This is a genomic window from Amycolatopsis sp. NPDC047767, from assembly GCF_040704195.1.
Classification (GTDB): domain Bacteria; phylum Actinomycetota; class Actinomycetes; order Mycobacteriales; family Pseudonocardiaceae; genus Amycolatopsis.
In genome coordinates, this window is the sequence record NZ_JBEYSJ010000023.1 from 74,313 (window position 1) to 87,767 (window position 13,455).

General features: G+C 64.6%; 13 protein-coding genes. 3 read left to right on the forward strand and 10 right to left on the reverse strand.

The features are described 5' to 3' along the window. The first annotated feature begins 7 nt into the window (after positions 1-7). Positions 8-478: an NUDIX domain-containing protein gene (locus AB0878_RS33130; RefSeq protein WP_366584139.1), complete on the forward strand. Its 471-nt coding sequence runs from the start codon at positions 8-10 to the stop codon at positions 476-478. 3 nt (positions 479-481) lie between these two features. On the opposite strand, the gene AB0878_RS33135 is transcribed toward AB0878_RS33130, so the two are convergent. After that, positions 482-1,861, reverse strand: a complete 1,380-nt coding sequence (locus AB0878_RS33135; protein ID WP_366584140.1) for a hypothetical protein — start codon at positions 1,859-1,861, stop codon at positions 482-484. Next, positions 1,848-3,680: a hypothetical protein gene (locus tag AB0878_RS33140; RefSeq protein WP_366584141.1), complete on the reverse strand. Its 1,833-nt coding sequence runs from the start codon at positions 3,678-3,680 to the stop codon at positions 1,848-1,850. Before AB0878_RS33140 ends, AB0878_RS33135 begins: the two co-directional genes overlap by 14 nt. Before the next feature lie 1,007 nt (positions 3,681-4,687). On the opposite strand from AB0878_RS33140, the gene AB0878_RS33145 reads away from it, so the two are divergent. Then, on the forward strand, positions 4,688-5,104 hold the full coding sequence (locus AB0878_RS33145) for a hypothetical protein (RefSeq protein ID WP_366584142.1): 417 nt from the start codon (positions 4,688-4,690) through the stop codon (positions 5,102-5,104). Between the two features lie 111 nt (positions 5,105-5,215). On the opposite strand, the gene AB0878_RS33150 is transcribed toward AB0878_RS33145, so the two are convergent. The 8 genes from AB0878_RS33150 to AB0878_RS33185 form a co-directional block, all read right to left on the reverse strand. Then, a complete protein-coding gene (locus AB0878_RS33150) occupies positions 5,216-5,815 on the reverse strand; it encodes a TetR/AcrR family transcriptional regulator (protein WP_366584143.1) in 600 nt (199 codons plus the stop codon). Between the two features lie 5 nt (positions 5,816-5,820). Next, positions 5,821-6,681 (reverse strand): alpha/beta hydrolase, encoded by an 861-nt coding sequence (locus AB0878_RS33155; protein WP_366584144.1) that lies wholly within the window; start codon positions 6,679-6,681, stop codon positions 5,821-5,823. Between the two features lie 99 nt (positions 6,682-6,780). Next, positions 6,781-7,974, reverse strand: coding sequence for an ornithine--oxo-acid transaminase (rocD, locus tag AB0878_RS33160; protein WP_366584145.1), 1,194 nt, complete (start codon positions 7,972-7,974; stop codon positions 6,781-6,783). A 22-nt stretch (positions 7,975-7,996) separates the two neighbouring features. Next, the gene (locus tag AB0878_RS33165; protein ID WP_366584146.1) at positions 7,997-8,872 is read right to left on the reverse strand and encodes an amino acid ABC transporter permease; all 876 of its coding nucleotides are present in this window, start codon (positions 8,870-8,872) and stop codon (positions 7,997-7,999) included. Continuing rightward, the gene (locus tag AB0878_RS33170) at positions 8,869-9,513 is read right to left on the reverse strand and encodes an amino acid ABC transporter permease (RefSeq protein ID WP_366584147.1); all 645 of its coding nucleotides are present in this window, start codon (positions 9,511-9,513) and stop codon (positions 8,869-8,871) included. The genes AB0878_RS33165 and AB0878_RS33170 overlap by 4 nt, the downstream gene beginning before the upstream one ends. A 25-nt stretch (positions 9,514-9,538) precedes the next feature. Continuing rightward, a complete protein-coding gene (locus AB0878_RS33175) occupies positions 9,539-10,483 on the reverse strand; it encodes a transporter substrate-binding domain-containing protein (protein ID WP_366584148.1) in 945 nt (314 codons plus the stop codon). A 43-nt stretch (positions 10,484-10,526) separates the two neighbouring features. Continuing rightward, the gene (locus AB0878_RS33180; protein WP_364181174.1) at positions 10,527-11,270 is read right to left on the reverse strand and encodes an amino acid ABC transporter ATP-binding protein; all 744 of its coding nucleotides are present in this window, start codon (positions 11,268-11,270) and stop codon (positions 10,527-10,529) included. Next, positions 11,270-12,409, reverse strand: coding sequence for a C45 family peptidase (locus tag AB0878_RS33185; protein WP_366584149.1), 1,140 nt, complete (start codon positions 12,407-12,409; stop codon positions 11,270-11,272). The genes AB0878_RS33180 and AB0878_RS33185 overlap by 1 nt, the downstream gene beginning before the upstream one ends. Positions 12,410-12,588: 179 nt before the next feature. Here AB0878_RS33185 and AB0878_RS33190 point away from each other — a divergent pair, with 179 nt between their 5' ends. Then, positions 12,589-13,422 (forward strand): PHB depolymerase family esterase, encoded by an 834-nt coding sequence (locus AB0878_RS33190; protein WP_366584150.1) that lies wholly within the window; start codon positions 12,589-12,591, stop codon positions 13,420-13,422. Positions 13,423-13,455: the final 33 nt, after the last annotated feature.

Below are 13,455 nucleotides of genomic sequence, written 5' to 3' on the forward strand. Positions count from 1 at the left end.
GCAGCACATGACCCGCGTCGACTACTACAACGACCCGAACGCCCCCAAGGCCAACAGCATCGCCGTTGCTGTGTCTGCGTTTATCCAGGACGATGAGGGCCGGATTCTGATGATCAGGCGCACGGACAACGACCTGTACGCCATCCCCGGCGGGCAGCTTGAGCTAGGCGAGACCCTAGCCCAAGCCGCAGTCCGTGAAGTTCGCGAGGAAACCGGCATCGAGTGCGAGGTCACCAGCGTCGTCGGCGTCTACTCCAACCCTAACCATGTCATCGCCTACGACGACGGGGAAGTCCGGCAGGAGTTCTCGATCTGTTTTCGAGCGAATCCTATCAGTGGACAGTTGCGCACCAGCGATGAAAGCAAAGAGGTACTATGGGTTCACCAGAACCTGCTCCGTCGTCTCAACATTCATCGCGCAATAATGAAAAGAATCCATGATGCTCTAGAGCGCTCCCCGGAGGCGTTCTACAGTTAGTGATTACTCCCTCGTTGCATGCAGTAAGATGCGAGCCACCAATGCTAATCCCTGGTCGATTTCGTCCACCAGATGTTCCGCGCTCGCATCACGTCCATGAACCAGACTGTTTCTTAGACCTCGCAGTTTGTGGAGGTTGTCAAACTCAGCCTCTTTCAGTGGGACTGAATCTCTTGCCAATTGAACTCGAAGCCGCGCGAGCAATGGCGCTGAGTTGAGATTCCCAATCATTTGTTCAAGCCGGGCCATTTTTTCTGCAGGTAAATCCGTGGGAAGGACCCGTCTAATGTCACGAATCTCTGACTTGCTAAAAAGTCGAGGAACCTTTGTCTCACCTGCATAGAATTCTAGTGCCTCCCACATCAGCGTTGCGCGGCTTGCTGGGTCATCGTCGCGAATTGCACGCTGATACGACAGAAGGGACTGTCGAACCCTCGCGGTAAAGCGTTTGAGACCTGTTTCCGGGAGTGTGCGAAGCGAGTCGTCGATCTCAAGATCTTCCGATCTCGTGCCGGCGGATAGCTCTCGGATCCACATTCGACGGGAAGTGAGTCCCCGTACGAATACTGCCGCATCAACTGCGATACGTGCGAGTATAGATTTGCGTGACCATGCTGGCACTATGCCATTGGGCAAAGTTGCCAATGAGTACTGAGAGCGCGTCGTCAACCACGCAAGCGACGTCGATATATCACCTAAAGCTCGCTGCTCGGCGTCGTACATCCGACTAGCAGTCTGGTATGTAACTGCAAACGCCGAAGCAGACCTAAAGCGGGATCCAAACTTCTCATTGTCTATGAGATCAATGGTGGTTGTAATTGATCTCTTCGAAGTCAAGACAACATTGCCGATCTGATGATCAAATTCCGGTTTAGTCAGACCCATAATCGGAACTATAACTTCAAATGTTTCGAGTATCTCGTTTGGTATGTCGATTGATATCATGTCTTGACGAAGGCCCGACTCGCGCGCTGCCGCATATATGAGGTCCAGGCCGGAGTCCTTGCTTGTTATGTATGCGCCGGCACGCGACTCGATCAGTGCTGTAGCGCCATCGCACTCGAGGAATACGAAGTCTTCTTCGGCCTTTACGCTAACAACATTACCCGTGAATAAGGGCCAAATCTGGCCGTCGGTTATCCTAGCAACAGAAACTTTACCGCGCCAATCGGCATTAACAACCATTGGATGACTGGCGTGCATCGATAAGCTAGCCTTAGGCCGACTGTTGATAGCGTTACTGAAGGTCGAGCTCCGCACTGCATCGGATACATCGGAGTTACCGATAAAAACTTCGAGGTGTCGCCCAGAAATTCTGCTGTCGACGAGCGAGTAGGGATCCGTGTAGAAGCTAGGTTCTTCTTCAGGGCTAATCTGAGACATCGCGATCCTCGCGTGCGTCAGCGACGTATTTTAGCTGAGTTTCGACCCGCCGCAACGACTCATGATGCCACTCCGCGAACGTTCGGCACCAATACTCCGAGAGTAACCACAAAGTCGGGGTTGAGATCGCGTCTCCCCGGCAAATTGATTCCGCAGTGCTCTGCAGCAAGACGATTGAATCTTGTACCGAATTTCTACGGCGCCCGAGGGGGCTATTCGCTGGCGTCTGCATCTGCTCGATCTCGTTTAGCCAAAGTCTGACCGCCCGGCTGCTGTTGACAACGCAGCCTTCAAGTGCGCCAAATTCTAAGTCCTTGGCCGCTAATTGAGTGTAGTGCACCCATGAATTCTTCTGGGGGTCGGCTGCTGCTAGGGCGTCTTCATCGAAGGATATCAAGTATAAAGTAGATTCTACTAGCTCGCTAACTCTGTGGAATGCGCCCGACGACCACCATGAATCGTGTCTGCCATCGAAAGTGACTCGGGATTTGCTGGGCGCCTGCAGGCTTTTCATCGAATTGGAGAGACGACGAAGCGCAAGCATATTCGCGAGGCAAAGCGCGACCTGTCTATTTGCCTCATTATTTGTCTCGACGAGGTTCGAAATATCTTCAGCGTTCGGCGGAAATGAAAACGCCAAGCCTGCTTCTTGGCGAATAGATTCTACCTTGTCAGACTGAGCCAAAAGCCGCGCCCCCGCTGCCGCGACGAAACTCTGTGTCTTCTTGAATAGTGTATCGTGATCTTGCCGCAATGTGTCGCCAAGAGATTGCGACCACCGAGCTTCGATCTCCTCTGGTAAGTGGCGCGTCTCATGGGAGAGGAGTTCCCAACTTGCAACTTCGACCGGTTGAGGCGTTGCCGTCGGGCTGGGCGCATCTTCTTGACCTTGATTCTGACGCTGGCTTGGCCCTACCTCGTCCTCGCTAGCACCCATAATAGAAGTGTTAACGGTTGTATGTCCTTCTGTTGACTTCTGCCCGGAAACACGCTGACGGCGGGCTGCGCGAGCCTGTTCCGCTTTGCGTACGTTTCCAAGCAGGATCTCCAGATTTGTGATCGGAAACCCCTGGAGGGTGATATTACCCTCGCCGCCCGTGGTGATGTCTTTGAGTTGGTTGTCTAAAATGATTCCGGGTATGCCGTAAAGGCATTCGAGTTGCAGCGTTTTAAACATCCTAGCTGCATCCAGGAAATCAGGTTTTCGTAATATCAGCTCGGCTTCGGCGATGAGGGAGAGCTCATCGAGAACGGTGTGGATGAGCTGAACGCAGTCCGGGCCAGTTGCAATTTTGCCAGCACGCTGGGCCGCCTCGCTCAGGGTCACGGTGAATTGATATGGTGCAATGCTGACGATCTGCATGTTGACCATATCCGATACTTCGGCGGCACGGATCCTTCGTAGCAACGACGTCGCAGTTTGTTCTTCGAGTACTGCCGAAAGCGCATTCGTTACGTCCGCGGCATCTTTCTCTTCGGATAATTCCTCGCAATCCCTCAGCCAGCCGTCCATTAAATCAACCGTGTGGGCTATGGCAAGGTTTGCTGTGACTCTGTCCGACTCGTTTATGATCGTTGACGACTTGTTTGCAGAACTGGCCGCATCCAAAACCACTTTGATGAACGAATTTGCAGAATTTACGATCTTTCTCCACGGCCAATCTCCCATATACGTGTCGACTAGCCGGGATTTTTTGTTTAGTGCTTGAAATTCTGACTCGCTGACCTTACGTATCCACGATATTTCCGACTGGAGGGCACGGTTGGCGTCTGCCGGTGAATGACGCACTAACGACCAGTCTCGTTCTTCGGTACTCAAGGCTTCGCTTCCACTTCAACGTTGCCGAACTTGGCTCTATGGGATCAAGGCGCCGGCGACGGCGGCGCGGGGTTGCGCGGCGTTCGGCGGGGCCGCCCGGTGCGACACGGACGGCCTGCCGCTCCGCTCCGGCCGCCGGTCGCGGGGCGGCCCGCCGGAGGTGCCGGCGAGCACAGCGCCGCCGTCGACGGCGAGTGATCCAAAGACGCGCATGCGGACAAAGTCGCCCAAGCGGTCCAGACCGTTACAGCCCGCTCGTGACTCGTGGCGGCCCGCTTCCTCGTCAGCGATCGTTTAGCACCGCCTCGACGCCATCAAGGGCGCCTGGCGGCGTCGCTGCGCGATGGTCGCAAGCGCCCACCCTTGACGGCGCCGAGACGGTGCTAAAGGCGGCGGGGACGAGGACGACGGGTTAGCCTGGTCGCCACTCAGAGGGCGGGCAGGACGACGAGGGCCAGGCCGTCACCAGGCCGTCAGACGTCAAGATCGGTCCGGACGCGACCGGACCCAACCGAAGCAAACGAGCAGGTCAGAGGCGGTCCGCCCAAGAACGTCCCCAGGTCCACTGACCGCCTGGATAGTTCATGAACAAGAAATCTATCCGGTTGTGAGCTGCCGGGTTGTTGTTCTCGGCCTTGGCAGGCCGTCCTCAGGCCGCCATGGATTCATCCGTGGCGGCCTGGTCGACGGTGTGTTCCTGCTGGTTTTTCTGGCGTGGGTGCTCGGGTGATCGAGTCCGCCGACGAGTTCCTTCGGCTGTGCCGGAGCCCGGATCCAGGCGAGCGCTGCAGGGCCGCGGTGGACGAGGCATCCGAGCAGGTGTGGATGGACGTCGTTCATCGCTATCCGGACGAGCGGGCGGGAGTCGTGCAGACCGCATGAAATTGGGGGAGGAGGATATCGTCGTCGCGCTATTCAGTGAGGACTGTCGACGTCCCCTTCCGGTGGCCTCGTGAGGACGGGAGTGTAGTGACCTTCGAATACCTAGCCGGCACCAAAGCGGCGAAATGGCTCTCCCAGACGGGACGTCAGGTGAGCAGCTCATCCTCTTCGGCCCAGCCGGCTACGAAGCCTACGCCCGGCTGCGGTTCATCCCGGACCCCGAGCGCACCGGGCAGGCAGAGGCCGACGTACGACTACCCCCGGGCCACAAGTCCGACATCGAGCAAACACGGACGGCACTGCGCGAACTCAGCCGGTTCACCGAGACACCCGACGAGTGCTACTTCTGCGTCTGGGAGGGCTACTCCGACATAAAGCCGCAAGGCGAAACCTTCCTGACCCTGCCCCACCGTCGATACTGGGTTCTGCGCGGAACACTCACCGACCTCGACGACTGGGGAAATCGAACTGGGCACAGGCCACGCCATCGCCCCGCCGGCGTTCGTGTGGCCGGTGGATCGTGCGTGGTGCTTCGCCAGTGACGTCGATCCGCATTGGGCCGGGATCGGGGCGGCAAGAGAAGCCGTCGAAGCACTGGTCGGCACACCAGGGATCGACGTCGCACCAGCAAGGCCCGAAGAACGCCAACCCGTCTACTGGTGATCGGCTCGCAGCAAAGAGCCCAGCCAGCCCGCGAAAACCACCTGAGTCTCAGCCAGCACCGCCGCCTGGTCCGACGCCGAAGCGATCATCCGCGCCGCCTCCATCACGGCGCTCAGGATGAGCTGCGCCAGAGTCCCGATGGGCATGTCCACGATCAACCCCGCCGCATGGGCCGAAGTCAACGCCGACACCAGCAGCCCCAAGCCGTACTCGCCTTCGATTTCGCGCCAGGCGTCCCAGCCCAGCACGGCGGGGGCGTCCGTGAGGGAGATGCGCTGGACCTCCGGGCGCAGACACGCCTCCAGGAACGTCCCCAGCGCCGTCGTCATGCCCACCAAGGGATCGGCGGACGCGGTCATCACCGCCGAGACCTCCGCCGTGAGCTCGCGTTCAACCGACTCCACCACGGCCCGGAACAGGCCCAGCTTGTCGCCGAAGTGGTGGTAGAGCGCGCCGCGCGTGACGCCGGCGGTGCGGGTGATCTCTTCGGCCGGGACGTCGTGGTAGCCGCGCGTGCCGAAGAGCTCGCGGGCGGCGCCGACGAGGGCGGCGCGCGTGCTGTCGGAACGTTCCTGCTGAGTGCGTCTCACCCGGCCTAATCTGCCATGACGCTCGCGAACTCGACGATGTGCCCGGCCAGCACCTCGGGCTGGTCCTCGGGGACGAAGGTGTACGAGTCGGCGATCTCCACAACTCGAGCATCCGGCAAAAGCGAGGCCAGCCGGTAGGCGAAGCGCACGGGGAACAGCTTGTCCTCCGTCGCCCACGCCAGCAGCACCGGCCGGGAGAACGAGCGCAGCTGCTCCGCCGCGGCCAGGGTCAACCGCGGGTCCACCGAGCGCAGGAGCTTCCGCAGGTCCCGCTGGACACCGCGAGATCGGCGCAGGCGAAGCAGGTACGCCGACACCACCGCCGGATCCAGCGGCTTCTTCGTCACCCAGCCGAACAGCAGCGGCAACGGCCACAACGCCCGCACCCGCAACAGCTGACCCAGCACGGCCATCGAACCCGGCACCTTCGCCAACGTCGGCAACGGCTTGAAGATCGGCGGGAAGAAGTACTCGAAGCTGTCCGACGGCGTCAGCACGACCCGGCCGACGCGCGCCGGATGCCGCGCGAGCAGCAGCTGCGTGATGGCGCCGCCGGTGTCGTTGGCCACCAGGGTCACGTCGTGCAGGTCGAGGGCCTCCAGGAAATCGCCCAGCAGCGTGGCCACGCCGGGGGCGCTCAGGTCCGCGTCGGATCGAAGCGGGATCTCGTGCGCGCCCAGGGGCAGATCCGGGGCCAGGCAACGGAACCCGGCCTCCGCGATGGTGGGCACGACCTTGCGCCACAGCAGCGCGTTGGTGAGCACCCCGTGCACGAAGACCACGGGCTGACCCGTGCCGCGTTCGTAGTAGCGCACCTCGCCCTGCGGCAGGCGGATGCGGTGGTCCTGTCCGAGTGAGGAAGTCATGCGACCAAGGTACATACATACAGTCTGTATGTAAATAAAAGCGGACACGACTGTGCCCGCCACCCCCGGAAGGTGTGGCGGGCACCAGTGCGAACAAGCTCAGCCCAGTTCGGCCGCCAGCTGCGCAACGCCCCAGCGCAGGTCCTCTTCGGACACCACGAGCGGCGGAGCCAGCCGGATCGTGCTGCCGTGTGCGTCCTTCGCCAGCACGCCGCGCCGAAGCAGGCCTTCGCAGACGTCCCGGCCCGTGCGGCCGCGCACGTCGATTCCGGCCCACAGGCCGCGCACCCGCACCGCGTCGACCGCCGAAGAGGGCAGTTCGGACAGGACCGCAGCAAAGACCCGGCCCAGCTCCTCGGCCCGGCGCTGCGGCTCACCCGTCTTCAGCTTCCGCACCACCGCCGTCCCGACGGCGCATGCGAGCGGGTTGCCGCCGAACGTGCTGCCGTGCTCACCCGGCCGGAACACGCCCAGTACGTCGCGCCGCGACACCACGGCCGACACCGGCAGGATGCCGCCGCCCAACGCCTTGCCGAGCACGTACATGTCGGGCACGACGTCCTCGTGGTCACACGCGAACGTGCGCCCGGTCCGCCCGAGCCCCGACTGGATCTCGTCGGCGATGAACAGCACCCCGGCCTCGGAGCAAATGGACCGAACCGCACGCAGATACCCGTCAGGCGGCAGCACCACACCGCCCTCACCCTGGATCGGCTCGATCAGCACCGCCACCGTGTCCTCGTCCACCGCGGACCGCAGCGCCTCCGCGTCGCCGAACGGCACGGTCACGAACCCCGGCGTGAACGGGCCGTGGTCGGCCGTGGCCTCGGGGTCGTCGGAGAACCCGACGATCGTCACGGTCCGGCCGTGGAAATTGCCGCCCGCCACCACGATCTTCGCGCGCCCGGCCGGCACGCCCTTCACGCGGTAGCCCCACTTGCGCGCCGTCTTGATGGCCGTCTCCACGGCCTCGGCGCCGGTGTTCATCGGCAGCACCATCTCCATGCCGCACAGCTCGGCGAGCTCGGAGGCGAACGTGCCCAGCTGGTTGTGGTGGAACGCGCGGCTGGTGAGGGTCAGCCGGTCGAGCTGGGCGTGCGCGACGGCCAGCAGCTCGTCGTCACCGTGGCCGAAGTTCAGCGCGCTGTAGCCCGCGAGCAGGTCGAGGTAGCGCCGGCCTTCGACGTCGGTGACCCACGCGCCCTTGCCTTCCGTGAGCACCACGGGCAGCGGGTGGTAGTTGTGGGCCAGTGCGGCTTCGGCGCGTTCGATCTCTTCGCCGGTGATGGACATTTCTCTCCGCTTCAAGGAAAACTCAGACGAGGGTGCCGGCCGGTTGCGACGCCGCCGGCTCGGGTTCGGGCTCCGGCGCCGGCCGGTCCGGGCGGCGCCGGACCTTCTTCGGCCGGTCGAGCAGCTCGGCGACGCGGGAGAGCCCGAAGTTGATGACGATGTAGATGACCGCGGTGAACGCGTAGGTCTGCAGGAAGTTGGCGTTGAACTCGCCGATCACCTGCCCGTCGCGCAGCAGCTCGGGGTAGCCGACGACGTAGCCGAGGCTCGATTCCTTCAGCGTGCGGATCACCTGCGTGACCAGCGCCGGGCGCAGGGCCCTGAACACCTGGGGCAGCACCACGAGCAGCATCGTCTGCCCGCGGCGCAGGCCGATCGCCGCGGCGGCGTCGAACTGGCCGCGGTCCAGCGAGTTCACGCCGGCGCGGACGATCTCGGCGAAGACCGCGCCGGCGTGCAGCACGATCGGGATGGTCAGCACCCAGAACGGCGGGAGGTTCCAGCCGAACATGGGCAGGCCGATGAGGAAGAAGTACACGAGCAGGATCAGCGGGATCGCGCGGAAGAGCTCGATCAGGCCGGCGCACGGGATCGAGACCCACTTGTGCGTGGAGAGCCGGCCGACGCCCATCAGCGTGCCGAACACCAGGGAGATCGCGGCGCCGGTGAGGCCGACCTCCAGCGTGGTCAGCAGGCCCTGCAGCAGGTAACGGATGTTCGACCACTCGATGAGCGGCTCCCACAGACGCGCGGTGAGCTGCTGCACGTGGGCGAGCTGAGCGATGGCGCCGGCCACGATGCCGATCAGCGCGAGGACGGCCACGACGGTGGCGATCTTCAGCCGCTTCTGGCCTCGGGGCCCGAGTTCGTCGAAAAGGGCGGGGGAGCGCGACTTCATCGTCGGATGCGAACCTTCCGTTCGACGACGCCGGTCAGCTGGCCGATCGTCAGGGTGATCAGGAGGTAGCCGATGACCGCGGCGATGAAGGTCGGGACCGGCTGGGCGAAGTCGAGGTTGAACTGACGCGCCGAACCGGTGAGCTCCTGGACACCGACCGCCGCGCCGAGTGCCGAACCGAGGCACACGTTGATCAGGATGTTGCCCAGCGGCTGCACCATCGACCGGAACGCCTGCGGCAGCACGACCTGCCGCAGGACGCCCGAGAAGGTGAGGCCGATGGCGCGCGCCGCCTCGATCTGGCCGAGCGGCACGCCGGCGATGCCGGAGCGCACCGTTTCGCAGATGTAGGCGCCGAAGTACAGCCCCAGCCCCAGCACGACCGACCCGAACAGCGGGACGGTCGCGCCGAGGTAGGGCAGGCCGAAGACCACCATGACCATCACCAGCAGCATCGGCGAGTTGCGCAGGCAGTGCACGTAGAACCCGGCGGCCGCCCGCAGCGGCCCGATCGGGCTGACGCGGCAGACACCCAGCAGGGTGCCGATCACCAGCGCCAGCGGAAACGCGATCGCGGCCAGCTCGAGGGTCGTCAGCAGACCGGTCAGCAGCTCACCGAGGTGCGCGAAGAGCACGGACATGGGGTCTCCGATTTCGGGGTTCGGGTCAGACGCCGGGGACGGAGCCGAGCTTCGGCGGGGCGGGCGGCGGGGTCTTCAGCAGCTTGCCGACAGTGCCCTGCCAGAGCTTGGTCCAGGTGCCGTCGGCCTCGATCTTCTGCAGGAACTCGTCGACGACCTGCTTGAACACCGGGTCGTCCTTGGGCTCGCCGATGCCGAACGGGTTGGACCCGAACGTCGCGTCGAGCAGCTTCACGTCCGAGCGCGTCTGGATCGCGCCGAGCAGCGAAGCGTTGTTCAGCGTCACGGCCTCCGCGCGGCCCTGCTCCACCGCGGCGATGCACTGCGCGGTGGTGTCGAACAGCACCGGCTGCGCGGTCGGCACCTCGGTGACCAGCGCGGTCTTCGCCGCACCGGACTCGGTGGCCACCTTCTTGCCGGCGAGGTCCTTGGCGCTCTTGATCGTGGTGTCCGTGGACTTCACGATGATGCCGCTGGCCGCCATGTAGTACGGGCCGGAGAAGTTCACGAGCTTGGCGCGCTCGGGCGTCATCGTGTACGTCTGGATCGCGACGTCGATGGTGTGGTTGCCGAGCAGGCCCTCACGGGTGTCGGAGCCACCGCTCTGCATCTTCGCCGACGGCTTGCCCAGCAGGTACTTCGCGAGCAGGTCGGCCATGCCGGCGTCGAAGCCGGAGATCTTGCCGGTGGCCGGGTCGAGCTGCGAGAAGCCCAGCGTGTTGCGGCTGCCCGCCCAGACCAGCTCGCCGCGCTGGCGGATCTTGTCCAGCATCGGCGAGTGCGGCAGGTTCTGGCCCACCGGCGCGCCCGCGACGGCGTCGTCCTGGCTGATCATCTTGGCGACGTCCGCGGCGGCCGGCTTCGCGGCGGCGCCACCGGGGGCCGTGGCCGGGGCGCTGCCGCACGCGGCGAGCAGCGCGCCCGCGACGACCACCGCGCCCACGGCGGCGGTGATTCTGGTCAGCTTCATTGCTTTCTCCTTGTCACGGTGGGGAAATTCGGTGCTGGAGGGACTAGTGCTGGAGGACTTTGGACAGGAAGTCCCGCGCCCGGGCGGTGCCCGTGCGGTCGAAGAACTCTTCGGGGGTGCCTTGTTCGGCGATGCGGCCTTCGCTCATGAAGACCACGCGGTGGGCGGCACGGCGGGCGAAGCCCATCTCGTGCGTGACCACGACCATCGTGGTGCCCTCCGCGGCCAGCGAGGTCATCACGTCGAGGACCTCGCTCACCATCTCCGGGTCGAGCGCGCTGGTCGGTTCGTCGAACAGCACGATCTTGGGGTTCATCGCGAGCGCCCTGGCGATGGCCACGCGCTGCTGCTGCCCGCCGGAGAGCTCGGCGGGCAGTTTGTCGGCCTGGTCGGCCACCCCGACGCGGTCGAGCAGCCGTCGTGCGGTCGCTTCGGCCTCACGCTTGGGAATCCCGCGGACGCGGATCGGCCCGAGCGTCACGTTCTCGAGCACGCTGCGGTGCGCGAAGAGGTTGAACGACTGGAAGACCATGCCGACGTCGGCCCGCAGGCGCGCCAGGTCGCGACCCTCGGCGGGCAGCGGCTTGCCGTCCAGCGTGATGGTGCCGGAGTTGATCTTCTCCAGGCGGTTGATGCAGCGGCACAGCGTCGACTTGCCCGACCCGGACGGGCCGAGGATCACCACGACCTCGCCCTGGTGGATGTCGAGGTCGACGTCGTGCAGCACCTGCACTTCGCCGTAGCTCTTGTTCACACCGCGCAGACTGGCGAGCACGGGTCCGGTCATCAGTGACCTCCGGGGCCGTCGTAGAGCTGCCAGGGCAGCAGTTCGTAGTCGTTCTCACAGGGGTTGCCGATCGCCACGCGGTATTCGCCGCTGGTCAGGTCGACCAGGCTGGAGGCGATCGTCTTGTAGCGCTTGAGGTCCGGCGCCCGGTCGTCCGGGTGGGCGCACACGCCGTCGGGATGCCCGACGTGGTCGCTCATCGTCGCGGCGACGACCTTGCGCACCTCGGCGGAGCTGGCGGCCGTGCGCGCGGACGCGAGCCCGCGCTCGATCACCTGCACGCGGTAGAGCGAGTCCACAGGGGACACGCGGTGGGTGGCGGCGATCCGGTCGGGCACGCCGTACTGGTAGTGGTTGCCGTGCACCAGCATTCCGCCGCTCGGCAGGCCCCAGCGGTGCACGGTGGGGGTGGTCTCGTAGTCCACGGCGACGCCGCCGCGGTGGGTCACCAGGAGGTTGGTGGCGATGTGCTGGTGGACGTCGAAGGGCACCTGCAGGGCGCTCTTGAGGTGGTCGTGGTCGAGGATCATCCGGCGCAGCACCGGCTGCGGGATGCCGATCGGCGTGCCGAAGGCGCCGTTGAGCCCGTTGGCGTTGAGCGCGATGCCCGCGGAGTTGGCGCCGTGGCGGCCGATCTGGCCGGCCTCGACCTGCATGATGAGGGTGGGCTTGGGCGGCTGGACCACGCGCAGGAGCACCACGGTGTCCTGCGTGCCTTCCCGCCAGTCCCAGTTCTGTCCACAGTAGACGTGGCCGTCGCCGGTCGCCTCGGGCAGCAGTGCGAAGGAGGAGCAGCCGTCGGCCGGCTCCTCGTCTTCGGCGACGCCCGGGTTGAAGGCGCTGTCGTTGTTGCGGACGATCTCGCCGCGCGCGTTGAGCGCGAGGATCTCGTCCTGGTGCACGCCGGCACCGTCGGCGATCGCGTCCATCTCTTCGAGCAGGTGCGGTGCGACGGCGGCGACCGGTGCGCGCCAGCGCCGGGCCGAGGCCTGCACGTCCGTCCACTCCAGACCGGACGCGAGCCGGAAAGCTTCCCGGTAGTAGGCGATCGACGTGCGGATCTCCGCCCTGGCGGCCTCTCCGTAGGCGAGTCCCCGTTCACGGGGGCCACCTTCGATCTGGACCAACCGGACTGCCATGGATACCTCTTTCCCGGTGCTGGCGATTCGTTGAAGGTTTGCGCTACATTCATCAGGAACTTGTAGTGGCAGCTACGGATAAGATAGACCGTGCTACGAAGTTGTCAACACCTGTCGTCGTTACTACATGGTTACGACGGTGCAGGACGGTCCCACGCCATGCCAAGGAGATCCGCTCCATGACGAGCCCCCAAGCGACGCCCGACTCCGCCCGAGTCCTCGACCCGACGGAGTTCTACTACGGCGGGCCGACGCCGTTTTTCGCGCTGCAGAGCGACCAGCGCTTTTCCTACTGCCTCTACGTGCCCAGCGCCCACCGCACCTCCGAGACGCCGCTGCCGCTGCTCGTCCTGATGCACGGCACCCAGCGCACCGCGGAGCGTTACCGCAACGACTACCGCGAGTTCGCGGAGCAGAACGACACCATCGTGCTCGCGCCGCTGTTCCCGGCGGGCATCGCGCAGCCCGGCGACCTGCACGGCTTCAAGCGCCTCAGCTTCGAAGGCATCCGCTACGACTTGATCCTGCTCGACATGATCGCCGAGGTCGCCGCGCGCTTCCGCGTGGACGCCGACCGCTTCTACCTGCACGGCTTCTCCGGCGGCGGGCAGTTCGCGCACCGCTTCGCCTACCTGCACGCCGATCGGCTGGCCGCGTTGTCCATCGGCGCTCCGGGCCGGGTCACGCGGATCGACCCGGACGTCCCGTGGTGGCTGGGCACCGCCGACGTGCGCGAGCTGTTCGGCACCGACGTGCAGGTGGCGGCTCTGCGCAAGCTGCCCGTGCAGATGATCGTGGGCGGCGAGGACAAGGACACGTGGGAGATCGCGGAGCCGGGGATCGACGCCGGTGGTGACACGCGCATCGAGCGGCTGACCACGTTGCGCAAGAATTTCGAGAGCAACGGGATCGACGTGCAGTTCGACGTGGTGCCCGGCGTGGCACACCGCGGGCTGCTGATCCAGCCGGTGGTGAAGAACTTCATCGCCGGGGAGCTGGCGCGCCGGCCGTAGCGCGTGACGGGCTCACGGGGCACGGCCGCACCG